Below are 24,270 nucleotides of genomic sequence, written 5' to 3' on the forward strand. Positions count from 1 at the left end.
GCGGCGCCCTCGAAATTTACTCGGTTAGCCTCCTCTCCCTCCGGGTGAGGGCGGCGCCGGGTCATCAAACAAGTTCAGCTTCTGGCGTTCTTCATGCATCGGCTTTGGCTGTTGTTCGGGCGGCAAGGTGATCGGGTCTGCCGGCGCTTTGGGCAGTTGCTCAGCCTTGACCGGCTCAGCCCCCTGCTCGCCCTCAATCGCCTGCTGGGCCTTTTTAGTCAGCACCACGATGTCGATCCGGCGGTTGATCGGGTTGGTCGGGCTGGCCTTGTCGAACAGAACTGAAGAGGCATAGCCCACCACACGCGCCACCTGGCTATCGGGGTAACTGCCCGCCACCAGCGTACGCCGTGCCGCATTGGCGCGGTTGGCCGACAATTCCCAGTTGCCGAAATCACCGGTGCCCGCATACGGCGTCGCGTCGGTGTGGCCGCTGATACTGATCTTGTTGGGCACCGCGCCAATGGTGTCGGCCATGGCCAGCAAGATATCTTCGAAATACGGCTTGAGGCGCGCACTGCCCACATCAAACATCGGCCGGTTGGCGGCGTCCATGATCTGAATCCGCAGGCCGTCCGGGGTGATTTCAAACAGCAACTGGTCTTTGAATTTTTTGAGCTGAGGGTTCTCTTCGACCTTGTTCTGCAACTCTTGTAGCAGCAGCTCGAGGCGCTCTTTCTCAACCTGCTCGGCCATGCTCTGGATCTGGTCTTCGTCAATTTTGACCTTGTCCGGCACAGGTTCCAGCTTTTCGTCGGGGTTGAGGGTTTTTTCCGGCGCCAAGGCAGGCGTGCCGCCCAGGTCGATGACATACGGCGTCCCACTGTCGGAGAAGCCGATCGGGTCTTTGAAGTAACCGCCGATGGCCAGTTTCTGTTCTGGTGTCGCCGCAGTGATCAGCCACAACACCAGAAAGAACGCCATCATTGCCGTGGCGAAGTCAGCAAAGGCGATCTTCCAGGCGCCGCCATGATGGCCTGCGGCATAGCGCTTGACGCGCTTGATGATGATCGGCTGGTTGTTTTCCATAACTCAGCGACCGCGAACCACTTGTTCCAGCTCCGAGAAGCTCGGCCGGTGCTTGGGGTAAAGCACCTTGCGACCAAACTCGACCGCCAGCGACGGCGGCATGCCAGAAGCCGAGGCCACCAGCGAAGCTTTGATCGACTCATACACGTTGAGTTCTTCTTTGGCATCATGCGCCAGCGAGGTCGCCAGGGGGCCGAAGAAGCCGTAGGCCGCGAGAATACCGAAGAACGTCCCCACCAGCGCCGCCCCTACGTGCATGCCGATCGCCGCCTGGTCGCCATCACCCAGCGAGGCCATTGTCACAACAATGCCAAGTACCGCTGCCACAATGCCGAAGCCGGGCATCCCGTCGGCAATGCCGGTAATCGCGTGGGAAGGGTGTTCAAGTTCTTCTTTGAGGTTGAACAATTCCATATCGAACAGCCCCTCCAACTCGTGGGGAGCCATGTTGCCCGAAGACATGATGCGCAGGTAATCGCAGATAAACGCGGTCATGCGCTCGTCTTTCAATACAGCCGGGTATTTGGCGAAGATCGGGCTGGCCGCCGCGTCTTCGATATCCGCCTCAATGGCCATCATGCCTTCACGGCGGCTCTTGTTGAGGATCTCGTACACCAGCCCCAGCACGTCCAGGTAGAAAGCGTGGGTAAAGCGCGAACCGAACATGCTGAGTGATTTTTTGATCACGTGCAGGGTCATGTAACCGGGGTTGGCTTGCAGGAATGCACCAAACGCGGCCCCACCAATGATCATGACTTCGAAAGGCTGAATCAGCGCTCCGATCTTGCCGTGAGAGAGTACGTAGCCGCCGAGCACACTCGCAAACACGACGATGATGCCGATAATTTTAGCCATAGGTCATAGGGTACTTATTGAGTCCGATTCAAGGTCATATTCCAGCGTCGCTAAAACTCTTCTTATTCTTATCGGCAAATCTGCGCCAGACTATAGCCGTTCAAGGCGAAAAGCCATTTGGCCCTGTAAGGCCTTTCAACATTTGATCATGACCGTGCGACCATCATGGCTAATGAAAACGCTGCATCGACTGTCACACCTTCTTCCCTGGATGCGTGGGTCACCCTCCTGGACGCGGTGCCTTTGCCGATCCCGCAGCAAAGCCACACGCTGGTGAGTAAGACCCTCGCTGACAGTCGCCGTTCATTGCGCGACATTGCCGAAGTCATGCAAGACAGCCCGGCACTGGCGCTGAGCCTGATCCGCGAAGCTAATCAACACACCCACAATAGCCTGACCGAGCCGGCCGAAAGCCTAGAAGTGGCGCTGAACCGGCTGGGTTTGAAACGCACCCAGGAACTGCTTGAGCGCATGCCCGTGCTGCCGGCGCAAGACATCCCTGTCGCCTTGCGCCAAGTTCTACTCATCAGCCAGCACGCGGCCCAGCAAGGGATTGGCCTGTTCGGCAACCGCCTGGCCAGATTGTGGCAAGAAGTGTACTGGGGCAGTTTGTTGTTCTTCTCGCCGTTGTGGGCCATGGCCGTGAGCCATCCCCAGCAGCTTGAAGCATGGGAAGCCCGGGTGATTCACAAAGGCGAGTGCGCCAGCAAAGTTGAAAGGGCGCTGTTTGGCGTACGTCTGTTCGAGATCTGCCGCGCACTGGCCCAGCTGTGGCGGTTGCCCGACTGGGTGATGCAGGGCTACGCGGTGATCACTGATGACAAACGCACGCTGATTCGCGTGCTGCATATTGCCCGCGACAACCATCGGCCATTGCTGCAGCAGCAACATCTGGACGCCGATCCGGCCCTGCGCCGCTGGCTGGGACACCCCGCCAACAGCCTGTTGCTGGCCAATGGCCTGGCACTGTCGGCGCAACAGGGCTGGGACACGCCGCATAATCTGCGTTGGCAATATTTGACCAGCCTGTACCTGCAACAGCCCTTGCATGACGTGCAGCAGCAAGTGCACCAGAATGCCGCGAGCAGTGCCCGCTATCATTCAACACCGGGGCTCTGGCACCCGGCTCTGGCCTTGCTCATGCCCTGGGATGAACGCCGCGTCAACACCCACGGCCAACCCGCTCCGCCACCGTCGGCGCAAGACTTGAAGACCTGGCGCAAACTCTGCGGTCAATTGCTGGAAGAACCAACGGCCTTCGCCAACCCGATGCACCTGACCCTGTGCGCCCGCGAAGCGCTGCAGGCGTGCGGCATGCGCCGGATCATGGTGCTGATGGCCGATAAAACCTCGAGCGCCCTGCGGGCCTTTCAACTCTTCGGGCTGCCCACGTCAGCGTTCGACCTGACTTTCAATGTCAGCCACAGTGCCGCTCTGCAACGCTTGATGGCGCAACCGGTGCAAGTGCGCCTGACACCCGAGAACAACGCCGTGATTTCGGCCGCCCTGCCCGCTCAGTTGCGCAGCCTGTTCCCCGGTGAGCATCTGCTGTTACGCTCGCTCAGCAATAACGGGCGCGTAGTCATGCTGGTGCTGGCCGACCAGGATGGCAGACCGTTTTCGGAAACCAGCGTGCAGGCATTCGGTAAAACTGCTCAATGCATCGAGCGGGCGCTGCACACCTTTACTACTCGCGGGCGCTAGCGCTTGCGCTACAATTGAGCCCTTTTTTTGCTCTGGAGAACCCATGCCTGACTTCTCTGGCTTGCCGTTAGTCATCGAACCCCGGGACCTGCACGCCCGGCTCGATGCGCCCCATCTGATCGTGGTCGACCTGAGCAGCGCTGCACGCTACGAAGCCGGGCATATCCCAGGCGCCCGTTTTGTCGAGCCAAAACGCACACAACTGGGCCTGCCACCGGCCCCGGGGCTGATGCCGAGCCAGGCAGCGCTTGAAGCGCTGTTGGGTGAACTGGGGCATAACCCCAACGCGGTGTACGTGGTCTATGACGACGAAGGCGGTGGCTGGGCCGGGCGATTTATTTGGTTACTGGATGTAATCGGGCACGGTGCCTATCACTACCTGGACGGGGGTATTCACGCCTGGATTGCTGAAGGCTACGAGGTCACTCAAGACGTACCGCCTGCCGTGGGCGGTCCGGTTGCTCTGACCATTAACGACGCACCCACCGCCACCCGCGAGTACCTGCAAAGCCGTCTGGGCGCGGCTGACCTGGCCATCTGGGATGCCCGCAGCGCAGCGGAATACCGCGGTGAAAAAGTGCTGGCAGCCAAGGGCGGCCACATTCCGGGGGCGAAGAACTTTGAATGGACCGCCGGCATGGATCAAACCCGCAGCCTGCGCATCCGCACCGACATGCCTGAAATCCTCAAGGACCTCGGGATCACGCCGGACAAAGAAGTGATTACCCACTGCCAGACCCACCACCGCTCTGGCTTTACCTATCTGGTCGCAAAAGCGCTCGGTTACCCGCGCGTCAAAGCCTATGCCGGTTCCTGGGGCGAATGGGGCAACCACCCTGACACGCCTGTTGAGCCGTCTGTAAAACACTAAGGATTTTGCATGAAAAAGCGTTTGTTCCTCTTGAGTCAGTACCTGTTGCCGCATCACCTGTTGTCGCGCCTGGCAGGCTGTGTTGCCGAATGCCGCGTGCGTTGGTTCAAAAATGCGTTCACCACCTGGTTCGCCAAGCGTTACCAAGTGGACATGTCCCAGGCGCTGATTGAGGACGTAACGGCGTACGAGCACTTCAACGCGTTCTTCACCCGCGCCCTGAAAGACGGCGCCCGCCCACTAGACCAAACCCCGGGAGCCATCCTGAGCCCGGCCGATGGTGCAATCAGCCAGCTGGGCGCGATTGAACACGGCCGCGTGTTCCAGGCCAAAGGCCACAGCTACAGCGTGCTGGAACTGGTGGGCGGCGATGCGGCCGTTGCGTCGCAGTTCATGGGCGGCGAATTCGCCACGATTTACCTGTCGCCAAAAGACTACCACCGCGTGCACATGCCCTTGGCGGGCACCCTGCGCGAGATGATCTACGTGCCAGGCCGCCTGTTTTCGGTAAACCAGACCACCGCCGAAAACGTGCCAGAGCTGTTCGCGCGCAACGAGCGTGCAGTGTGCATTTTTGATACCGAACGCGGCCCAATGGCCGTGGTATTGGTGGGCGCGATGATCGTGGCCTCGATTGAAACGGTATTTGCCGGTCTGGTGACGCCGCCTAAACGCGAGCTGAAAACCTTCCGTTACGACGAAGCTGCCCGTGCGCCGATCCACTTGGAAAAAGGTGCAGAGCTGGGACGTTTCAAACTGGGCTCGACGGCCATCGTGTTGTTTGGCCCGGAGCAAGTGAAATGGGCTGAAAGCCTGGCGGCAGGTTCGCCGGTGATGATGGGCCAGAAGATCGGCGAATAACGCCTTTACCTCTGCTGGAGCGGGCAGGCCTCGCGATCTTTTTAACCATCAAAAGATCGCGAGACAAGCTCGCTCCTACAGGGGCTGCGTCAACGCTTAGCCCTGGCTGTTGCGGTCGCGCTGGCCCAGCAGGTACAACACGCCATCCAGACCCAGGGTCGTGATCGCGTACTTAGCCGATTTTTTAACCAGCGGCTTGGCGCGGAACGCCACACCCAAACCCGCAATGGCCAGCATCGGCAGGTCATTGGCGCCGTCACCGACCGCAATGGTCTGCTCCAGGCTCAAGCCTTCCTTGCGCGCCAGCTCCGTCAGCAAATCTGCCTTGCGCTGTGCATCCACAATCGGCTCGACTGCCACGCCAGTCACTTTGCCATCCACCACTTCCAGCTCGTTGGCGAACACATAGTCGATACCCAGCTTGGCCTGCAATTGCTTGGCGAAGTAGGTAAAGCCACCCGACAGAATGGCGGTTTTGTAGCCCAGACGCTTGAGCTCGGCAAACAGCACTTCTGCCCCTTCGGTCAGCCGCAGCGAAGCGCCGATCGAGTCCAACACACTCACGTCCAGGCCTTGCAGCAGCGCCAGACGCTCTTTGAAGCTGGCCTTGAAGTCCAGCTCACCGGCCATGGAGCGCTCGGTGATGGCCGACACTTTGTCGCCCACGCCCGCAGCCTTGGCCAGCTCGTCGATCACTTCTGCTTCGATCAGTGTGGAGTCCATGTCGAATACCGCCAGGCGGCGATTGCGACGGAACAGGGTGTCTTCCTGCAAGGCGATGTCGACCTTGAGCTCTTGCGCCAGGTTGAAGAAGGCTGCGCGCAAGGCGTCGATGTCGGCCAGTTCGCCGACCACTCGCAATTCGATGCAGCTTTTGCTCAACTCGGTCGGAGCATCCAGCGGTACGCGGCCCGACAGACGATCGGTCTGCTCGATGTTCAGCCCGTGCTGGCTGATCACCGACGTCACGCGTTGCAACTCAGTGGCCGTCACCTGCCGGCTCATCAGCGTGACCACATGGCGCTTCTGGCTCTGTTCGCTGACCCAGCGCTGGTAATGCTCTTCAGTGATCGGGTCAAAACGCAGCTGCAGCCCCTCATTGGCAATCAAGGGCTGGAGGTCTTTAAGCACGGCGGAGACTTGCTCGGCTTCGGGAATATCCACCAAAAAACCCAACGACAAAACGCCATGGATGACGGCCTGACCGATGTCGAGAATATTCACACCATTGCTTGCCAGCACGCCGGTGATGGCCGCAGTGAGACCCGGACGGTCTTCACCGGTGATGTTTATCAGGACGATTTCGCGCAAGGCACACCCCCATTCGCTAAAAAAAACGCATTCTACCCACTTTCAGTGACCATCGGGCATCGCCAAGGCTTTGCCGCCTCAGGGCTGCTCGCTATACTGCGCACCAACTTAACGGACTAAGAGCCGCGCTCAGTGAACCGGCCATCGCCTGTCAAAACCGATAACTTCTTCCTGCTGATCTTCCGGGCCCTGCGCGATAGACGCGTTCCGATTGCTCTGCGTATTGCCAGCCACAACGTGATTCTGGTCGCGTTGGCGTTGGTCATTTATGCGGTAGTCATGGGCTTGCAGTTCAAACAGGCCATGCACGAACAAGCCGATGCGCTGGGTCAGAGCCTGACCACTCAAACAGCCACCTCGGCGACAGAGCTGTTGGTGTCCAACGACATCCTCAGCCTCAATGTGCTGCTCAATAACCTGACCAAAAACCCGCTGGTCGCGCACGCTGCCATTTATAGCGTCGACAACCGCATCCTCGCCGAAGCCGGACAACGCCCAAAAAGCAGTCTGCTGGGCGAAACCGAAGGCGTGTATCAGACCAAGATCACCTTTCAGGATGTGACAGCCGGGCATTTGCGTATCAGCCTGGACATGCACCAGTTCGAACAGCCGATGACCATCAGCTTGCAGAGCATGGGCATCCTGAGTGCCATTTTGCTGGCACTGGCGTTGGCCTTGAGCTTGCGTTTGGGCAGAAACATTACGACACCATTGTTGCAGCTGCGTGTCTGGCTGCGCGAGCCGGACCCTTACACTCCGGCCATCAACCGCCAGGATGAAATCGGCGACCTCGCCCGTCAGTTGCACACGCGCCTGGCCCCGCCAGCGCCTGAGCCGGAACCCGAGCCAGAACCGGAATACGACGAGAACGACTACGAAGAGGCCGAAGAAGACGAGCCGGCGTTTGAAGTCCGTAATCTGCGTGACCCGGGCTTTGATGAAACCCCGCCTGCACCGGCGCCCAAAGCTGCGCCACGCCAGGTCATCACTGCTGAAGAAGACGAAAACGACGACGAAGACCCGTTTGCCGACTTGCGCGACACCGCTCCGGATGCACCGGCGGTGGTGGCCAAACCGCAGCCGACCAAGCCGGTCGCACCGCAGCCGAGCGCTGTACTGGCCGTGCAACTGGGCGCTCAAGAGCAACTGCGCCGCCTGCCACGTGCCCGCCTGATGGAACTGCTGGAGCGCTATCGCGACTGCCTGAATCAGGCAGCCTCGTTGTACCAGAGCGAACTGCACACGCTGAACGATGGCAGCACGCTGATGCTATTTCACAGTGACGACAGCGGCGAAGACTACCTCACCAACGCCATTTGCTGCGGCGAATTGCTGCGTGCGCTGGGCCATGCCTTGCAAATTGAAGTCGCGGACAGCGGCATAACATTGCAACTGCAGTTAGGCCTGGTCTTGGGCGAAGGCTTGAGCGGCATGAGCCAGATCGACTTGCTGCTGACAGAGACGGCCCAAGACGCCTTGGCGTTGTCGCAGCACAGCCGCAACCTGTTGTTGGTAGAGCGCAAGATCAGTGACGACGCGCTGATCCGCCAGCGTGCCCGCATCCGCCCGATTGCCAGCCCTGAAGGCGCCTGCTGCGTTGAGCGCTTGATGGAGCCTTATCCGTCCATGCTTGAACGCCAACTGGCGCGGATGCATGAGAACCGCGTGTAAAGCCAAAGCCCTCACCCTAGCCCTCTCCCAGAGGGAGAGGGGACTGATTGGGGGATACTGAAGGACATCGGCAACCTCAAGTTCTTGCGCCGAACCCGAGAACACCTTGGTAAAGCTCTCTCCCTCTGGCGAGGAACTGATTGGCGGACCCTAGGACATCAGCAATCTCAAGTTCTTGCGCCGAACCTGAGAACACCTCGCAAAGCCCTTTCCCTCTGGCGAGGAACTGATTGGCGGCCCCTGAAGGGCATCAGCAACCTGAAGCTCTTGCGCTAAACCTGAGAACACCTCGCAAAGCCCCCTCTCCCTCCGGGAGAGGGTTGGGGTGAGGGGTTTTGGATCTACAAAAAAAATCCCGCACACATGCGGGATTTTTGCTTTCTGGCCATCACCTCAGAAGCGAAACACTTCCATGTCGGTGCGAATCGGTGAAGCCGTCGGGATTTTCGGCCTGTTCACATCCTGCTTGGGCGCTGGCTTGGCTTCGGGCTTGCGCGGTTCGATCAAGGGCGGCTGGTTGGCCAACGGCTTGAGCGCCACGGTCAGTTGCTCGCTCAGTTGCTGCAACAACTCACCCTGGGCGCGGACCTGATCAGCCGTGCTGCCATCGTGCTTTTGCTCAAGGTGCACCATGCGGCTGTCACGCACCTGGCCGCGACGGTCAAGCAAGCGCCATTGTGCATCGAGGATCGCAGGCTGGCTTTTGCCAGAGTCTAACCGGGTGATCGACAGCAGCACTTGTACGTCCGGGGCAAAACCCGCCGTGGCCGGAGCCAACACTACACGCTGGCTGTCCAAACGCCATGCCAGTTGGCGGACCAGCAGTTGGTCAATGTCTGATGACAAACTGCCCGCCCAACGACCATCGGTCGCTGCGCTCAGGCTGCCATCGGTTTGACGCTGTAACAGGGTTTCGCGCTGCAGGTAGTCCGCAACGGTCACCGGGCCAAGCAGTACTGCCATGCCAGCACTTTGCTTAGGCTGGCCAGGGTTGCCGCTGTCCAGTTGGTACAGGGACGCTGGCTGGTGCACGCTGCACCCCGCCAGGCCAAGCACACCGGCCAGCAACGCAATTAAAGGAAGGCGCAGAACGTTCATCATTCCATCCAGGTGGCCGCCGCTCGGCACGCCACAGTGTCATTCTCAGAAAATATTAGGGCAAATCGCCATTAGCTGTGCGAAAGAGCGCCATATCATCCGTGAATATCGGGCATGACTCCAGCACCGTAACGCCGATCTGCGCGAAAAAACGCAGATCGGCGCACTGCGCTTAGGCAGGCGTCTCTACCAACAACGCGTCCACGCGCTGGAAGCCACGCGGCAGCTTGTTACCGCGACGTCCACGCTCGCCTTTGTAGTGTTCAAGATCGTCGGCCTTGAGCGACAAGGTGCGCTTGCCCGCCTGCAACACCAGCGTGGCGTTGCCCGGCAGCACGGCAAGGTCAGTCACGTATTCTTCGCGACTGGCCACGCGCTCGCCCGGGATGCCAATGATCTTGTTGCCTTTGCCCTTGCCCAACTGCGGCAGGTCGCTGACTTTGAAGATCAACAGCCGACCTTCGGTGGTCACCGCAGCCAGCCAGTTGTTTTCACGATCAGCTACCGGGCGCGGCAGCATCACTTGCGCGCCTTTTGGCAGGGTCAGCAAGGCTTTACCGGCTTTGTTCTTGGCTTGCAGGTCTTCACCTTTAACCACAAAACCGTAACCGGCATCCGAGGCGATCACATACAGCGCGTCATCTTCAGGCAGCAATACGCATTCAAAGGTAGCTCCTGGCGGCGGCGTCAGACGCCCAGTCAGTGGCTCGCCCTGACCACGGGCCGATGGCAGCGTGTGCGCTGCCACCGAGTAGCTACGCCCGGTGGAGTCAATGAACACGGCAAACTGATTGGAGCGCCCGGCCGCAGCAGTCTTGTAACCGTCGCCCGCTTTATAAGACAAACCGGTCGCGTCCAGGTCGTGACCTTTACCACAACGCACCCAGCCTTTTTCAGACAACACCACCGTAACGGCTTCGGTCGGAATCAGTTCGTTTTCCGACAAGGCCTTGGCTTCTGCGCGGGCCACGATCGGTGAACGACGGTCGTCGCCATAGGTTTCGGCGTCGGCCAGCAGTTCGCTGCGCACCAGCTTTTTCAGCTTGGCTTCGCTGCCCAGCAAGGTTTGCAGTTTGGCTTGCTCTTTCAACAGCGCGTTTTGTTCATCGCGCAGTTTCATCTCTTCGAGGCGGGCCAATTGGCGCAAACGCGTGTCGAGGATGTAATCGGCCTGGGTTTCAGACAGGTCAAAACGGGCGATCAGCTCGGCCTTGGGGTGTTCCTCGGTGCGAATGATGTGGATCACTTCGTCGAGGTTCAGGTAAGCGGTCAGCAAGCCGTCCAACAGGTGCAGGCGGCGCTCGACTTTATCGAGGCGAAACTGCAGGCGGCGGCGCACGGTTTGCACCCGGAACTCCAGCCACTCCACCAGCAGGGAGCGCAGGTTTTTCAGCTGCGGTTTGCCGTCCAGGCCGATGATGTTGATGTTGACCCGGAAGGTCGACTCCAGATCGGTCACGGCGAACAGGTGCTGCATCAGTTCGTCGACATCCACCTTGTTGCTGCGCGGGATGATCACGATGCGGCACGGGTTTTCGTGGTCGGACTCATCACGCAGGTCAGTCACCATCGCCAGCTTGGTCGGCTTGGCCTGCATCAACGCGGCGATCTGCTCCAGCACCTTGGCGCCCGAGACCTGGTGCGGCAAGGCGGTCACAACGATGTCGCCGTCTTCAACGTGGTACACGGCACGCATGCGCACCGAGCCACGGCCGGTCTGGTAGATCTTCAGCAGATCAGCCTGCGGGGTGATGATTTCTGCTTCGGTCGGGTAGTCTGGGCCCTTGATGTGCTCGCACAGTTGCTCGACCGTAGCCTTGGGCTCGTCGAGCAAACGCACACAGGCGCTGGCGACTTCGCGCAGGTTGTGCGGCGGTACGTCAGTGGCCATGCCCACGGCGATGCCGGTGGTGCCATTGAGCAGAATATTCGGCAAACGTGCGGGCAACACCGCCGGTTCGTCGAGGGTACCGTCAAAGTTCGGGACCCAATCCGCCGTGCCCTGGCCCAGTTCGCTGAGCAGCACTTCGGAATAGCGCGACAGCCGCGCCTCGGTGTAACGCATGGCCGCGAAAGATTTGGGATCATCCGGCGCACCCCAGTTGCCCTGCCCGTCAACCAGCGTGTAGCGATAGCTGAACGGCTGGGCCATCAGCACCATGGCTTCGTAGCAGGCCGAGTCCCCGTGCGGGTGGAACTTGCCGAGCACGTCACCGACGGTACGCGCCGATTTCTTGTGCTTGGCGTCGGCGTCCAGCCCCAGCTCGCTCATGGCGTACACGATACGCCGCTGTACCGGCTTGAGGCCGTCGCCGATGTGCGGCAAGGCCCGGTCCATGATCACGTACATGGAGTAGTTGAGGTAGGCCTGTTCTGTGAAGTCGGCCAGTGACCGGCGTTCTACGCCGTCCAGGCTGAGATCAAGGGAGTCGCTCATGCGGACCTCATTCAGTTCGTTGTCTGGCGCAACAGCATGGTGCCGTCGCGCTGGGTAAATTCAAGTTTGTTCAACGCGCTCATGCCCAGCAGCACTTGCTCGCCTTCAAGCCCCGGGGCCGCCACTGCACGCACGTCGCGCAACACGATGGCGCCCAGTTGCAGGCGGTCGATCTGGGTGCGGTAGCCCTGAACCCGGCCATTGGCGGTGCTCAGGGTCACGGGTACACCTTTGGGCAAGGCCAGTTGCCTGGCCAGTTCCTGCGGGACCGCCACATCGGTGGCCCCGGTATCCAGTAAAAACTCCACCGGCACGTTGTTGATACGGCCGCTGGCGACAAAATGCCCCTGCACGTTGCCACGCAAGGTCACTTCGATATAACCCTCGCCCTGCTGCGAAGTGACTTCGCTATTGGGGTTTTGCTGGCGCTGTTCCCAGCGCCCGAAAAACTGGGTGGCCAGGTACAGGCCAGCGCACCAGGCCACGATCATGAAGACGCGCCCCACGCCCTTGCCCGGAGCTTGCTGGCTCATGACTTGGCGCTCCAGCCACCTTGCGGCGCATCAAAGCGCCAAACGATGGGCCGTTTTTCCCCATCGGCCCGCACATGGTTGCCGTTATCCACGCCGATCCAGGCGCCTTGGGCATCGATGATCAAGGCTTCGGCGTTGCCATACGGGCTTTTGTACAAGCGCTCCGGGGTCAGGGCGTCGTTGGCAAACGACCAGCAGCGCTCGACTTCACCGGTGTCCAGGGTGCGACGGCACACGCGGTAAGCCATGCGCTCGAGGGTGAACAGCTTGCCCTCGAACAGCGCCAGATCAGAAAAGTCCTTCTGCTGGGGTTTGGCCTTGAGTTGCGGCGGCGGTTGTTCAGGCCCGCCTTCGCTCATCAACACGCAGCCGTTTTCACAGTCCCACACGCTTTGTTTTTTGCGAATGGTCAGCAGCCCCCGGCGCTCGCGCTCGGCCGCCAGCCAGATCTGATTGCCCTGCGGGTTGACCACAATGCCTTCAAACAAGGCATTGAAGTGCAGCAACATGCCGCTGGCACGGGCCTGACGCACCAGCGACGGATCGATTTTCAGCCACGAAGGCGCCCCTATCGGCGGCACTAACAGCACCGCAGCATGGCCTTCACTGACCACGTAACGGTTACCCGCGTCATCACACGTGATGCCTTCAAAATCCAGGTGGCCACCACGCATCGAGCTGACGACCTTCCCCATCATGCGCACGCCCCACGGCAAGCCGCTTTCGGGCGCAGGCGGCACGTCAATGGCCACCGCCTCGGCCTGCCATTGCGTGTTACGGGTGTCCAGACGGTAAATCTGATCATCATCGCGATCCGACACCGCCCAGACTTCGCCCTGGCACAATGCCAGGCCGGACAGGTTGCCCCCGCGCATGCCGTCGACCGGATGCTCGGATTTCAATGCCAGCTCCGGCCATGTGTCAGCCATGGCCGGGGCCACGCTCACACACAGCAGTGCCAACAAGGCACTGCGCATCAGGCCAGCACCTGCGCCAGATCGCCTTTGGATTCCAGCCAGGACTTGCGGTCACCGGCGCGTTTCTTCGCCAGCAGCATGTCCATCATTTCCGAGGTCGCGGCAAAGTCTTCCAGGGTTAGCTGCACCAGGCGCCGGGTGTTCGGGTCCATGGTGGTTTCGCGCAGTTGCGGCGGGTTCATTTCGCCCAGCCCCTTGAATCGCGTGACCTGCGGCTTGCCGCGTTTCTTTTCGGCCACCAGGCGGTCGAGAATGCCATCGCGCTCGGCTTCGTCGAGGGCGTAGAAAATCTCTTTGCCCAGGTCGATCCGGTACAGCGGCGGCATGGCCACGTACACATGACCGGCGTCGACCAGTGGCCGGAAGTGCTGCACAAACAGGGCGCAGAGCAAGGTGGCAATGTGCAGGCCGTCGGAGTCGGCGTCGGCGAGGATGCAGATTTTGCCGTAGCGCAACTGGCTCATGTCGGCCGCACCGGGATCAACACCGATGGCCACGGCAATGTTGTGTACTTCCTGGCTGGCCAGCACTTCGCTGCCATCCACTTCCCAGGTGTTGAGGATCTTGCCGCGCAACGGCAGGATCGCCTGGAACTCTTTGTCCCGCGCTTGCTTGGCCGAACCGCCTGCGGAGTCACCTTCCACCAGGAACAGCTCGGAGCGCATCGGGTCCTGCCCGGCGCAATCGGCCAGTTTGCCCGGCAAGGCCGGCCCTTGGGTGATGCGCTTGCGTTCGACCTTTTTGCTGGCCTTGAGACGACGACCGGCGTTGTTGATCGCCAGCTCCGCCAATTGCATGCCCAGTTCGGGGTTGGCGTTGAGCCACAGGCTGAATGCGTCTTTGACCACACCTGAAACAAACGCCGCCGCTTCACGGGACGACAGGCGCTCTTTGGTCTGGCCGGAGAACTGCGGTTCCTGCATTTTCATCGACAGCACAAAGGCAATGCGTTCCCACACGTCTTCGGGCGCCAGCTTGACGCCTCGCGGCAGCAGGCTGCGGAACTCGCAGAACTCGCGCATGGCGTCGAGCAAGCCTTGGCGCAGGCCGTTGACGTGCGTGCCGCCCTGAGCGGTCGGGATCAAGTTGACGTAGCTTTCCTGCACGCTGTCGCCGCCTTCCGGCAACCACAGCAGCGCCCAGTCGACGGCTTCTTTATTACCCGCCAGGCTGCCGCAGAACGGCTCGTCCGGCAGGCGCTCGAACTCGCTGACCGCATCGACCAGGTACGAACGCAGGCCGTCTTCGTAGTGCCACTCAACCTTTTCGCCGGCGCCTTTGTCTTCAAAGCTGACCAGCAGGCCCGGGCACAAAACTGCCTTGGCCTTGAGCACGTGCTTGAGACGGCTGACCGAAAACTTGGGGGAATCGAAATACTTGGGGTCCGGCGCAAAGTACACGCTGGTCCCGGTGTTGCGTTTGCCGACCGTGCCGACCACTTCGAGGTCGGTGGCCTTGAAGCCATCGGCGAAGGTCATCTGGTATTCGTTGCCGTCGCGCTTGACCTTGACCCGCACCTGGGTCGACAAGGCGTTCACCACCGAGATCCCAACGCCGTGCAGGCCGCCGGAGAACTGGTAGTTCTTGTTCGAAAACTTGCCACCCGCGTGGAGCTTGGTCAGGATCAGTTCGACACCTGAAACGCCTTCCTCCGGGTGAATGTCCACCGGCATGCCGCGCCCGTCGTCGCTGACTTCCAGCGAGTGGTCGGCGTGCAAGATGACTTGCACCGATTTGGCGTGACCGGCCAGGGCTTCGTCGACGCTGTTGTCGATGACTTCCTGGGCCAAGTGGTTGGGCCGGCTGGTGTCGGTGTACATGCCGGGGCGTTTGCGCACCGGGTCGAGGCCCGAGAGGACTTCGATGGCGTCTGCGTTATAAGAGCTAGCGCTGGGAGTGGCCATAGGGTCTCGTCGTTAGTCGTCAATAAAAATAAGGTCCATCTGACCGCCGCCTTAAAGGGCTGCGAAGTCGATGGCTTGAAACTGATGTGAAGCAATGCCGGCAAAACTCAGCAATGCAGGCAGTTGCCGGGCAAAGCCCTGGTAACTGTGATCCCCACCGCCCTCAATGCGCAACGCACACGCTGCGTAGTACTTTTCGGCATGGCGGTAATCCAGGGTTTCGTCGCCGGTTTGCAACCATACCTGATAACGCTGCGGGTCTTGTGGCGCTGGCACTTCAAGAGTGCCCAGGGTGACCACGTGGTCGTGGGTCAACTCCCAGGTTTCACCGCTGTACAGGTTGGTTTGCGTGCCCAGGTAACCGTCGAACATCCGATGCGGGCTGACGGCCGGGTTGACCAGCAAGGCCTTGAGCCCGTGCTGTTCGGCCAAGTAGGTCGCATAGTAGCCGCCGAGCGAGCTGCCGACCAGCAGCGGACGGCCCAGCTCGCTGATTGCCGCCTGTAATTGGGCCATGGCCTCACGCGGATGATGGTGCAAGGCCGGCACCCGCAATTGATCGCCCAAGCCCAGTTGCTCCATCACCGAGATGAGCTGGGTGGCTTTTTTCGACTCGGGAGCGCTATTGAAACCATGGATATACAAGATGGAACCCGACATGCATTTACTCCCGAGTACAGATTTAGCCGAACGCAGTATCCCTAAAGACGTGCAGTTTAGCCTGACTCAAGGGCGTGCTGGCGTTTCAAGATGATTCCGGGCCGGGCCACTCAATAATTGTTCGCGCTGTAATCGGGCGTGAACACAAAGTCTTCCAGCCGCGACACCCCGGTGTCCAGCGAGCCTTCTGGCTCAAGCCGAATCCAGCGATAGCCGGGCGCCTCGCCGCTCACATCAAAGTCTTTGCTGCCAGGGGTGAACTGAACACAGGTTGACGGTGTGGCCAGCAGGCGAACCCCATTGCGCTGTTGATCGAACGGCTGGTGAATATGCCCCCAGAGCACGGCACGGACCTGTGGGAAGCGGTCCAGCACAGCCCAGAATTCCTTGGCATTGCGCAGGCCGATGGGTTCGATCCACTCACAGCCCACCGGCACCGGGTGGTGATGCAAACAGACCAGATGATGACGCTGCGGGGCTTCGCTCAACGCTTGGGCGAGCAACTGTAATTGATCGCTCTCCAGGTAACCGGGCGTCTCGCCGGGAACCAGCGAGTTGAGCAGAATAATGCGCCAGTTGCCGATATCGAGTACCGGGTCCAGCAGACGGGTTTGCACGGCCGCCTCGTGCATATGCAGTCGATAATCGTGATTGCCGGGGAGCCAGCGTGCTTTCGCGCACAGCGGCTCACTCAATTGCCGAAACCGCCGATACGCTGCAACGCTGCCATCCTGGGTCAAATCACCGGTGGCCAGCAGCAGATCGATCTGCGGCTGCTCGGCACGCGCCTTGTCGACCACCCGTTGCAAACTGTGCGCAGTGTTTAGCCCCAGCAGCGAACCGTCTGCGTCGGCAAACAAATGGCTGTCGGTCAGTTGCACCAGCAACACCGGGTCTTCGGTGGTCAGCGTGGAAGCGTTGGGCAAGGCGTTCTCCCGGTGGGTCGATGAATGGCGCGATTATGCCACTGCCTATCCCTCTGTAGGAGCGAGCTTGCCTTGCGATCTTTTTGTTCGTTTAAAAGATCGCGAGGCTCCTACAGATAAAGGTCCCTAGCGGACGTCGGCGTACTCGTGCCCGCAGGCCAGGCAATGGCTCAGCCACTCACCCAGAAACACATTGAGCTGGGCCTTTTCGTCTGGCTGATGCATCGCATCATTCGGGTAAGGATAGATGCTGCGAAAGCGCCGCGCATGCTCAGCGCCGATCACTTCGGCCATGCGCGCATCGTGGTACACCTGCACCTGCAGTTCCGGCACCGGCAGCCACGGCAGGCTGTGTTCCTGGCGCACGCGCAAAGTGCTGGTATACGGGCAGTCGAGCATCACCTCAAGGGTCAAGACACCGAGCATCTGTTCGCCCTGAGTGACCGCAATCTGTCGCGCGCTCGGTTGCTCGCGCATATCGGGCAACAAGCGCATCAAACGCGCATAGTTGGCCTCGCAGGCAGCCTGCAAGCCAATCAAGTCAACTCGGTAACGCTCACGGACCCCATTTACAGCCATAACCCCCTCACTTCAGCGCGATTAAGCGCCAACCACTGCAGGGCAATAATGCTCGCCGCGTTAGAAATACGTCCATCGCGTACTGCTTGAAGCGCATCTTCATACGCCCATTTAGTGACTCGAATATCTTCGGCTTCTTCGTCCAGGCCGTGGATACCGCCTGCGTCAGAGCTGTCGCAGCGCCCCAGGAACACATGCACGAACTCGGTGCTGCCACCGGGTGACGGGAAATAGCGGGTAATCGGCCACAACGCCGAGAACGTCAGCCCGGCCTCTTCTTCGCCTTCGCGGCGGGCAATGTCTTCAGGGTCATCTTCGCCTTCTTTGTCGATCAGACCGGCCACCAGTTCGATCAACCACGGGTTTTCGATCTTACCCATGGCGCCGACGCGAAATTGCTCAATCAGCACCACCTCGTCGCGCTGCGGGTCATAGGGCAACACGCATACCGCATCATGACGTACAAACACTTCACGACTGATCTCACGGCTCATGCCACCGTCAAACAGCTCATGGCGCAGGAAGACCCGGTCCAGTTTGTAAAAACCCTGATAGCCGTTCTCGCGCTTTACGATCTCGACAGCGCTGGGCGTGGCCTTGGTGATATCAGTCATGTAAAACCTCTTGCTGGCAGATTCACACCGGGGTGGCCCCCACGGCATCGCGCATCCTAACGCGCCTGTGGTTCTGGATGCAGCCCCTTTTATAACGTGGGGATAGACGGATTGCCTGCAAACCAACTCTAATTGGCACCTTAAAGCTTAGCGGCGAACTGACGCCCGCGTTGGCAGTCGAACGAGCCTACGTTCACCTTTCTTTCGTTGATGAAGGACGACCATGTCACTGTTAAAACTGGCTTCCCTGACTTGCATCGCCCTGGCGCTGGGTGCTTGCCAGAGTGTTTTCCAACCCAAGCCGTTGGCGTTTACTCCCGATGCCTCCGAACAGGTCAAAGCCGGCTGCAAAGGGGATGACTGCCCGCTGGTCAACATTGAAACCGTTCACTTTGCGGCCGACCCGAAGCTGGACGCCCTGATCGAACAAAGTCTGCTGAAAATGACCGTCAACTCGCCCGACGACAAGCTCGCGCCGTCGCTGAGTGCCTACCGTGAGCAGTTCTTGCGTAACGCCGACACCCGCAACAGCATGTACTTGCAGGCCAAGGTACGTGAGCAGCATGACGACTTGGTGATCATTGAACTGATCAGCTACCTGGACACCGGCGGCGCACACGGCATGCCGGGACGTGGCTTCATCAACTGGTCACGCAAGGACCAGAAAGCAGTGACCCTGCAGGACATGCTCCTCCCGGGCCAGGAGAACGCCTTCTGGGGTGCGGCCAAAGTGGCGCACAACAGCTGGTTGATCAACTCACACCTTGGCAACGACCCGCAATTTGTCAAAGACTGGCCATTCCAGAAAACCCCGAATGTGGCGCTGCTCAAAGACAAAGTTGTGCTCAAGTACGACGTGTACAGCATTGCACCGTACTCTGAAGGCAACGTTGAACTGAGCATCCCTTATTCGCGCTTGAACGGGATTATCAAGCCGGAGTGGTTGCCGGGCCGCGGCTAACCTCAAACGTCTGTAGGAGCGAGCTTGCCTCGCGATCTTTTAAAAAGATCAAAAGATCGCAAGGCAAGCTCCTACAGTGGGTTGTGAGTCAGGCTTTTCGGCCCAACATCCACATCAGCAGCCCGGCCAGCAACAATGCCGGCAAGGTTGCGCCGACATCCGGGTAGAAGTTGGCCAGCAGGTGATACGTCGCCACTCCGCCCAACCAGGCCAGCAAGGTCGGCCAGCGCAGCAGGCCCGGCGTTACGTCGGCGCTGCGTTTACGCACAATGAAGTGGTCCACCAGCACCACGCCGAACAACGGCGCAAATACCGAGCCTATCAACAGCAAGAAGTTCTGGTACTGCGCCAGCGGCGCCAGCAAGGCGATCAAGGTGCAGATGATGCCAATCACCAATGCCAGATGCTCAACCTTCAAGCGCAGCAAAAACCCGCTGGAGACCGCTGCCGAATGAATATCGGCGAAGGCGTTTTCAGATTCGTCGAGCAGGATCAGCAGCAACGGAATCCCCAGCCCCGCACCTGCCAGCGCCAACAGCAGCGCATTGACCTCGCCGTTCGGCGCGAATGCCAAGGTGTAGGCCACGCCCAGGCTCATCAACCAGAAGTTACCGATCAAAAAGCCCAGCGCTGTAGCGCCGAATACGCTTTTGGCGCGTTTGCCGAAACGAGAATAGTCAGCGATCAATGGCAGCCACGACAGCGGCATGGCGATGGCGATGTCAAAACCCACCGCGAAAGGCATCGATCCGTCGCCTTTCTGCGCCCATAACGCTGGCAAGTCAGCCTTGGCAAACAGGTTCCAGGTGAGCCACAGACATGCTGCCAACAGCAGCCAAATGCCCCATTTGCGCAAGATCTTGCGCACAAACGCCAGCGGCCCGCTGACCGCGAGCAACGTGGCCAAAGCGCCGAAGACCAGTGTCCAGAGCACGGGATTGCTCCACGCGCTGCCTTCGCTGAACGCGCGGGCACCCAGCAGGCTGGCAGCGTCACGCATGACGATAATTTCGAACGCCCCCCAACCAATCAGCTGCAATACGTTGAGCAGCGCGGGCAGCATGGCGCCACGACTGCCCAGGCTCAGGCTTAAAGCAGCCATGGAAGACAGCCCCGTATCGCTGCCAATCACCCCGACCGAGGCCAATAACGCCACGCCAACCAGCGTGCCGAGAAAAATCGCCAGCAACCCACCCGACAGGCCCAGCCCCGGCGCCAGCAAGGCACCGGTCTGCAACACCATCAGCCCCACGCCTAGGGAGAACCACAGGGAGAACAGATCGCGGGCCCCGAAGACGCGCTTTTCGAGGGGTATCGCTTTACCAGGGGAATAGCTATCAGTCTGTATGTTCAAAGATGCAGTCTCGAAAAGAGTGGTTAGCCACAAGCCACAAGCGGCAAGAAGAAGCGGGACCTGCTTTGGCTTCTAACTTGCCGCTTGCAGCTAAAAGCCTGTCGCTAGACTTTTTTATACAACTGGCTGCCTTCCTGCTTGAAGCGCTCGGCCTGTTCCGCCAGGCCTTTGGCCACGTCGACGTCAACCGCTTCAATGCGCTGGTTGGCGGCGTAGATACGCACTTCCTGGGTGATTTTCATCGAGCAGAATTTCGGCCCGCACATGGAGCAGAAGTGCGCGACCTTGGCCGAGTCTTTGGGCAGGGTTTCGTCGTGGTAGGAACGCGCGGTGTCCGGGTCCAGACCCAGGTTGAACTGGTCTTCCCAACGGAACTCGAAACGCGCCTTGCTCAAGGCGTTGTCGCGGATTTGCGCTCCGGGGTGGCCTTTGGCCAAGTCGGCAGCATGGGCGGCGATTTTGTAGGTGATGATCCCGGTCTTCACGTCATCCTTGTTCGGCAAACCCAGGTGTTCCTTGGGCGTTACGTAGCAAAGCATGGCGCACCCGAACCAGCCGATCATGGCCGCGCCAATGCCCGAGGTGATGTGGTCGTAGCCCGGCGCAATGTCGGTGGTCAGCGGGCCGAGGGTGTAAAACGGCGCCTCGTCGCAGCACTCCAGCTGCTTGTCCATGTTCTCTTTGATCAACTGCATCGGCACGTGGCCAGGGCCTTCGATCATGCACTGCACATCGTGCTTCCAGGCGATTTTGGTCAATTCGCCGAGGGTTTCCAGTTCACCAAACTGCGCCGCGTCGTTGGCGTCGGCAATCGAGCCCGGACGCAGGCCGTCGCCCAGCGAGAAGCTGACGTCGTAGGCCTTCATGATTTCGCAAATTTCGTCGAAATGGGTGTAGAGGAAGTTCTCTTTGTGATGCGCCAGGCACCACTTGGCCATGATCGAGCCACCGCGCGACACAATGCCGGTCACGCGTTTGGCGGTCAGTGGTACGTAGCGCAGCAAGACGCCGGCGTGGATGGTGAAGTAGTCCACGCCCTGCTCTGCCTGCTCGATCAGGGTGTCGCGGAACAATTCCCAGGTCAGGTCTTCGGCCACGCCGTTGACCTTTTCCAGCGCCTGGTAAATCGGCACGGTGCCGATGGGCACTGGCGAGTTACGGATGATCCACTCGCGGGTTTCGTGAATGTGTTTGCCGGTGGACAAGTCCATGACCGTGTCCGAACCCCAGCGAATACCCCAGGTCAGCTTGGCCACTTCTTCTTCAATGGAGGAGCCCAGCGCGCTGTTGCCGATGTTGCCGTTGATCTTCACCAGGAAGTTACGGCCAATGATCATCGGCTCCAGCTCAACGTGGTTGATGTTGGCCGGGATGATTGCGCGGCCCCGGGCGATTTCTTCGCGCACGAACTCCGGGGTGATTTCTTTCGGGATGTTGGCGCCGAAGCTGTGACCGGCGTGTTGCTGGTCCAGCAGGCCCGCGGCACGCGCCTCTTGCAGCTTCATGTTTTCGCGGATGGCAACGTATTCCATCTCGGCGGTGATGATGCCCTGGCGCGCGTAGTGCATCTGGGTCACGTTGGCCCCGGCCTTGGCGCGACGCGGATTCTTCACATGGGCGAAGCGCAGTTTGGTCAGCTCCGGGTCTTCAAGGCGCATTTGGCCGAAGTTGGAGCTCAAGCCCGACAGGCGCTCGGTGTCGCCACGGTCGTTGATCCAGGCCGAACGCACATCGCCCAGCCCTTTGCGCACGTCAATCTGCACGGATGGGTCGGTATAAGGGCCGGAGGTGTCGTAGATCAATACCGGGGCGTTGATTTCACCGCCAAAATCGGTCGGCGTGACATCGAGACTGACTTCACGCATCGGCACCAGAATGTCCGGGCGCGAACCCTGTACGTAAACTTTTTGCGAGCGGGTAAACGGCTTGACCGACTGCTCATCGACCTTGGCCGAATCACTGAGATTGATCGCGTTTTTTAGTGTTGTACTCATCACGGCTCTCCAGACTGCATCCAGGTGGATTGTCGGAGGGAGAACCTGAAAAAAGCACGGACGCACCCAAGGACTGGGTGCTGAGTGGCGACCTCGAACGATTGATCATTTTTTGAACAATCGATCCCGGACGGCACTCAAGAGGACTCGCCGGGAGACGAGAAATCTTGTTCCCTACGCAGGCGCTAACCTGATCAGGTTCAACGGGATCCGAAATTATTCGATCTCAGCCTCATATCAAGGCACCCCGACAAGAACACGGCCAATATATGTCAGCGGCAAGCTTTTAGCTACACGCGGGAAGATTTTGGTGTGGATCTGACTTGCCGCTTATAGCTTGCAACTTGCGGCTGCTCTCTGCACCCAAAGCTACTACACTCGCTACGTCTTGCAAGAACGAGAGCCAGAACACGGCCTCGCTAATCAATTTCGCACTATTGAACTAGGGATCGCTCATGCTGCGCAAACTCACGCTGGCTATCGCCGTGTCTTGGGCGACCAACGCTTTGGCTGTGGACTCGCCCGCTCCTTTATCCAGCCAGAACGGCTTGGTCAGTGTTTACCAGGAAGCTGTCGACAATAACGCCGATCTCGCGGCAGCACGTGCCAGCTACTCGGCACAAAAGGAAGTTGTACCCCAGGCCCGCGCCGGCTTGCTGCCTAATCTGTCGGGCGGCGCCGAGTCGAGTAATGTGCGCACCTCCATCGACAGGCCGTCGATGACCACCAACCGCAGCGCGGTGGTGTACCAGGCCACATTGGCCCAGCCGCTGTTCCGCATTGACCGCTGGTTCCAGCTCAAGGCCGCCGAGTCGATCAATGAACAGGCTGCGCTGCAACTCTCGGCCACTGAACAAAACCTGATTCTACAAAGCGCCAATGCTTACTTCTCGGTGTTGCGTGCCCAGGACACCCTGGCCGCGACCAAGGCCGAAGAAGCAGCGTTCAAGCGTCAACTGGACCAGTCCCGCGAGCGTTTTGATGTGGGTCTGTCGGACAAGACTGACGTGCTTCAATCCCAGGCCAGCTACGACACTGCGCGGGCGAACCGCATGCTTGCCAAGCGCCAGGTCGAAGACGCCTTTGAAGCGCTGGTCACGCTGACCAACCGCCAGTACAACGCCATTGAGGGCATGCGCCACAGCCTGCCGATTTTGCCGCCGACGCCGAACGACGCCAAAGCCTGGGTCGACACCGCCGCGCAGCAGAACCTTAACTTGTTGGCCAGTAACTACGCGGTGGACGCCGCGCAAGACACCCTCAAGCAGCGCAAGGCCGGCCATGCACCGACAGTAGACGCCGTGGCGCAATACAAATCCGGTGACAACGACGCATTCGGCCTGACCAACCCGAACGCCCTGAACCAGCGCTACGGTGGCCCGGTCAACCAGACCAGCATCGGCATTCAGTTGAATATCCCGATCTACAGCGGCGGCCTGACCAGCTCACAGGTGCGCGAGTCGTATTCACGACTGGACCAGACCGAGCAACAGCGTGAGCAACTGCGCCGCCAAGTGGTAGAAAACACCCGCAACCTGCACCGCGCGGTGAATACCGATGTCGAGCAAGTCAAAGCACGCAAGCAGTCGATCATCTCGAACCAGAGCGCCCTGGAAGCCACGGAAATCGGTTATCAGGTGGGAACACGCAACATCGTTGACGTGCTCGACGCCCAGCGTCAGCTGTACAACTCGGTGCGCGACTACAACAACAGCCGCTATGACTACATCCTCGACAACCTGCGCCTTAAACAGGCGGCGGGCACCTTGAACCCAGGCGATCTGGATGCGTTGTCGCGTTATCTGAAAGCCGATTACAACCCGGACAAAGACTTCCTGCCGCCAGACCTGGCCCAGGAAGCTGCTGCCAACATTCGTAACGCCGGTAAGTAAAAAACTCTGTAGGAGCGGGGGTGGGCGGGGCGGCTTTGT

General features: G+C 59.9%; 20 protein-coding genes and 1 riboswitch. Of the genes, 6 read left to right on the forward strand and 14 right to left on the reverse strand.

What is annotated here, in order from left to right:
* Positions 1 to 24: 24 nt before the first annotated feature.
* Positions 25 to 1,029, reverse strand: coding sequence for a flagellar motor protein MotB (gene motB / locus NTD86_RS22660; protein ID WP_262205600.1), 1,005 nt, complete (start codon positions 1,027 to 1,029; stop codon positions 25 to 27).
* Between the two features lie 3 nt (positions 1,030 to 1,032).
* The gene (motA, locus tag NTD86_RS22665; RefSeq protein WP_262205602.1) at positions 1,033 to 1,884 is read right to left on the reverse strand and encodes a flagellar motor stator protein MotA; all 852 of its coding nucleotides are present in this window, start codon (positions 1,882 to 1,884) and stop codon (positions 1,033 to 1,035) included.
* A gap of 165 nt (positions 1,885 to 2,049) precedes the next feature.
* On the opposite strand from motA, the gene NTD86_RS22670 reads away from it, so the two are divergent.
* Genes NTD86_RS22670 through asd form a run of 3 tightly spaced genes read left to right on the forward strand, consistent with a single transcriptional unit; the run spans position 2,050 to position 5,320 of the window.
* Complete coding sequence (locus NTD86_RS22670; protein WP_262205604.1) at positions 2,050 to 3,588, forward strand: HDOD domain-containing protein; 1,539 nt, start codon at positions 2,050 to 2,052, stop codon at positions 3,586 to 3,588.
* 43 nt (positions 3,589 to 3,631) lie between these two features.
* Entirely contained in the window at positions 3,632 to 4,459 is an 828-nt protein-coding gene (locus NTD86_RS22675) for a rhodanese-like domain-containing protein (RefSeq protein WP_262205606.1), read from the forward strand.
* Between the two features lie 9 nt (positions 4,460 to 4,468).
* The gene (gene asd / locus NTD86_RS22680; protein WP_262205607.1) at positions 4,469 to 5,320 is read left to right on the forward strand and encodes an archaetidylserine decarboxylase; all 852 of its coding nucleotides are present in this window, start codon (positions 4,469 to 4,471) and stop codon (positions 5,318 to 5,320) included.
* Positions 5,321 to 5,416: 96 nt separating this feature from the next.
* Here the strand turns inward: asd and serB are convergent, their stop codons facing one another.
* Positions 5,417 to 6,631 carry a phosphoserine phosphatase SerB gene (gene serB / locus NTD86_RS22685; RefSeq protein ID WP_262205608.1) on the reverse strand — a complete coding sequence of 405 codons (1,215 nt, stop codon included), beginning with the start codon at positions 6,629 to 6,631 and terminating at the stop codon, positions 5,417 to 5,419.
* Between the two features lie 132 nt (positions 6,632 to 6,763).
* Between serB and NTD86_RS22690 the strand changes: the two genes are divergently transcribed.
* Positions 6,764 to 8,302, forward strand: a complete 1,539-nt coding sequence (locus NTD86_RS22690; protein WP_262205609.1) for an AhpA/YtjB family protein — start codon at positions 6,764 to 6,766, stop codon at positions 8,300 to 8,302.
* Between the two features lie 393 nt (positions 8,303 to 8,695).
* Here the strand turns inward: NTD86_RS22690 and NTD86_RS22695 are convergent, their stop codons facing one another.
* The 9 genes from NTD86_RS22695 to NTD86_RS22735 form a co-directional block, all read right to left on the reverse strand.
* On the reverse strand, positions 8,696 to 9,400 hold the full coding sequence (locus NTD86_RS22695) for a membrane integrity-associated transporter subunit PqiC (RefSeq protein WP_262205611.1): 705 nt from the start codon (positions 9,398 to 9,400) through the stop codon (positions 8,696 to 8,698).
* Positions 9,401 to 9,572: 172 nt separating this feature from the next.
* Positions 9,573 to 11,837, reverse strand: a complete 2,265-nt coding sequence (gene parC, locus NTD86_RS22700; protein WP_262205613.1) for a DNA topoisomerase IV subunit A — start codon at positions 11,835 to 11,837, stop codon at positions 9,573 to 9,575.
* Between the two features lie 11 nt (positions 11,838 to 11,848).
* Positions 11,849 to 12,370 carry a TIGR02281 family clan AA aspartic protease gene (locus NTD86_RS22705; RefSeq protein ID WP_262205615.1) on the reverse strand — a complete coding sequence of 174 codons (522 nt, stop codon included), beginning with the start codon at positions 12,368 to 12,370 and terminating at the stop codon, positions 11,849 to 11,851.
* Complete coding sequence (locus NTD86_RS22710; protein WP_262205616.1) at positions 12,367 to 13,347, reverse strand: esterase-like activity of phytase family protein; 981 nt, start codon at positions 13,345 to 13,347, stop codon at positions 12,367 to 12,369. Before NTD86_RS22710 ends, NTD86_RS22705 begins: the two co-directional genes overlap by 4 nt.
* Complete coding sequence (parE, locus tag NTD86_RS22715; RefSeq protein ID WP_262205617.1) at positions 13,347 to 15,251, reverse strand: DNA topoisomerase IV subunit B; 1,905 nt, start codon at positions 15,249 to 15,251, stop codon at positions 13,347 to 13,349. The genes NTD86_RS22710 and parE overlap by 1 nt, the downstream gene beginning before the upstream one ends.
* Before the next feature lie 51 nt (positions 15,252 to 15,302).
* On the reverse strand, positions 15,303 to 15,911 hold the full coding sequence (locus NTD86_RS22720; protein WP_262205619.1) for a YqiA/YcfP family alpha/beta fold hydrolase: 609 nt from the start codon (positions 15,909 to 15,911) through the stop codon (positions 15,303 to 15,305).
* Positions 15,912 to 16,021: 110 nt separating this feature from the next.
* Complete coding sequence (gene cpdA / locus NTD86_RS22725; protein ID WP_262205621.1) at positions 16,022 to 16,837, reverse strand: 3',5'-cyclic-AMP phosphodiesterase; 816 nt, start codon at positions 16,835 to 16,837, stop codon at positions 16,022 to 16,024.
* Between the two features lie 126 nt (positions 16,838 to 16,963).
* Positions 16,964 to 17,416, reverse strand: coding sequence for a DUF1249 domain-containing protein (locus NTD86_RS22730; RefSeq protein WP_262205623.1), 453 nt, complete (start codon positions 17,414 to 17,416; stop codon positions 16,964 to 16,966).
* Positions 17,407 to 18,030, reverse strand: a complete 624-nt coding sequence (locus NTD86_RS22735; protein ID WP_262205625.1) for an NUDIX domain-containing protein — start codon at positions 18,028 to 18,030, stop codon at positions 17,407 to 17,409. The genes NTD86_RS22730 and NTD86_RS22735 overlap by 10 nt, the downstream gene beginning before the upstream one ends.
* A gap of 223 nt (positions 18,031 to 18,253) precedes the next feature.
* Between NTD86_RS22735 and NTD86_RS22740 the strand changes: the two genes are divergently transcribed.
* Complete coding sequence (locus NTD86_RS22740) at positions 18,254 to 18,991, forward strand: RsiV family protein (RefSeq protein ID WP_262205627.1); 738 nt, start codon at positions 18,254 to 18,256, stop codon at positions 18,989 to 18,991.
* 88 nt (positions 18,992 to 19,079) lie between these two features.
* On the opposite strand, the gene cytX is transcribed toward NTD86_RS22740, so the two are convergent.
* Positions 19,080 to 20,345, reverse strand: coding sequence for a putative hydroxymethylpyrimidine transporter CytX (gene cytX, locus NTD86_RS22745; protein ID WP_262205629.1), 1,266 nt, complete (start codon positions 20,343 to 20,345; stop codon positions 19,080 to 19,082).
* Between the two features lie 104 nt (positions 20,346 to 20,449).
* Positions 20,450 to 22,339, reverse strand: a complete 1,890-nt coding sequence (gene thiC / locus NTD86_RS22750) for a phosphomethylpyrimidine synthase ThiC (protein ID WP_262205631.1) — start codon at positions 22,337 to 22,339, stop codon at positions 20,450 to 20,452.
* Positions 22,340 to 22,493: 154 nt separating this feature from the next.
* Positions 22,494 to 22,599: riboswitch (TPP riboswitch) on the reverse strand.
* Between the two features lie 195 nt (positions 22,600 to 22,794).
* Between thiC and NTD86_RS22755 the strand changes: the two genes are divergently transcribed.
* Positions 22,795 to 24,231, forward strand: a complete 1,437-nt coding sequence (locus NTD86_RS22755; RefSeq protein WP_262205633.1) for a TolC family outer membrane protein — start codon at positions 22,795 to 22,797, stop codon at positions 24,229 to 24,231.
* Positions 24,232 to 24,270: the final 39 nt, after the last annotated feature.

This window comes from Pseudomonas sp. 7P_10.2_Bac1, assembly GCF_025465935.1.
In the GTDB taxonomy this organism is placed as follows: domain Bacteria; phylum Pseudomonadota; class Gammaproteobacteria; order Pseudomonadales; family Pseudomonadaceae; genus Aquipseudomonas.

What these genes read in the sequence shown, in the direction of transcription:
- motB (WP_262205600.1), bottom strand. Translation starts at nt 1,029, where the DNA reads ATGGAAAACAACCAGCCGATCATCATCAAGCGCGTCAAGCGCTATGCC.
- motA (WP_262205602.1), bottom strand. Translation starts at nt 1,884, where the DNA reads ATGGCTAAAATTATCGGCATCATCGTCGTGTTTGCGAGTGTGCTCGGC.
- NTD86_RS22670 (WP_262205604.1), top strand. Translation starts at nt 2,050, where the DNA reads ATGGCTAATGAAAACGCTGCATCGACTGTCACACCTTCTTCCCTGGAT.
- NTD86_RS22675 (WP_262205606.1), top strand. Translation starts at nt 3,632, where the DNA reads ATGCCTGACTTCTCTGGCTTGCCGTTAGTCATCGAACCCCGGGACCTG.
- asd (WP_262205607.1), top strand. Translation starts at nt 4,469, where the DNA reads ATGAAAAAGCGTTTGTTCCTCTTGAGTCAGTACCTGTTGCCGCATCAC.
- NTD86_RS22695 (WP_262205611.1), bottom strand. Translation starts at nt 9,400, where the DNA reads ATGAACGTTCTGCGCCTTCCTTTAATTGCGTTGCTGGCCGGTGTGCTT.
- parC (WP_262205613.1), bottom strand. Translation starts at nt 11,837, where the DNA reads ATGAGCGACTCCCTTGATCTCAGCCTGGACGGCGTAGAACGCCGGTCA.
- NTD86_RS22705 (WP_262205615.1), bottom strand. Translation starts at nt 12,370, where the DNA reads ATGAGCCAGCAAGCTCCGGGCAAGGGCGTGGGGCGCGTCTTCATGATC.
- NTD86_RS22710 (WP_262205616.1), bottom strand. Translation starts at nt 13,347, where the DNA reads ATGCGCAGTGCCTTGTTGGCACTGCTGTGTGTGAGCGTGGCCCCGGCC.
- parE (WP_262205617.1), bottom strand. Translation starts at nt 15,251, where the DNA reads ATGGCCACTCCCAGCGCTAGCTCTTATAACGCAGACGCCATCGAAGTC.
- NTD86_RS22720 (WP_262205619.1), bottom strand. Translation starts at nt 15,911, where the DNA reads ATGTCGGGTTCCATCTTGTATATCCATGGTTTCAATAGCGCTCCCGAG.
- NTD86_RS22730 (WP_262205623.1), bottom strand. Translation starts at nt 17,416, where the DNA reads ATGGCTGTAAATGGGGTCCGTGAGCGTTACCGAGTTGACTTGATTGGC.
- NTD86_RS22735 (WP_262205625.1), bottom strand. Translation starts at nt 18,030, where the DNA reads ATGACTGATATCACCAAGGCCACGCCCAGCGCTGTCGAGATCGTAAAG.
- NTD86_RS22740 (WP_262205627.1), top strand. Translation starts at nt 18,254, where the DNA reads ATGTCACTGTTAAAACTGGCTTCCCTGACTTGCATCGCCCTGGCGCTG.
- thiC (WP_262205631.1), bottom strand. Translation starts at nt 22,339, where the DNA reads ATGAGTACAACACTAAAAAACGCGATCAATCTCAGTGATTCGGCCAAG.
- NTD86_RS22755 (WP_262205633.1), top strand. Translation starts at nt 22,795, where the DNA reads ATGCTGCGCAAACTCACGCTGGCTATCGCCGTGTCTTGGGCGACCAAC.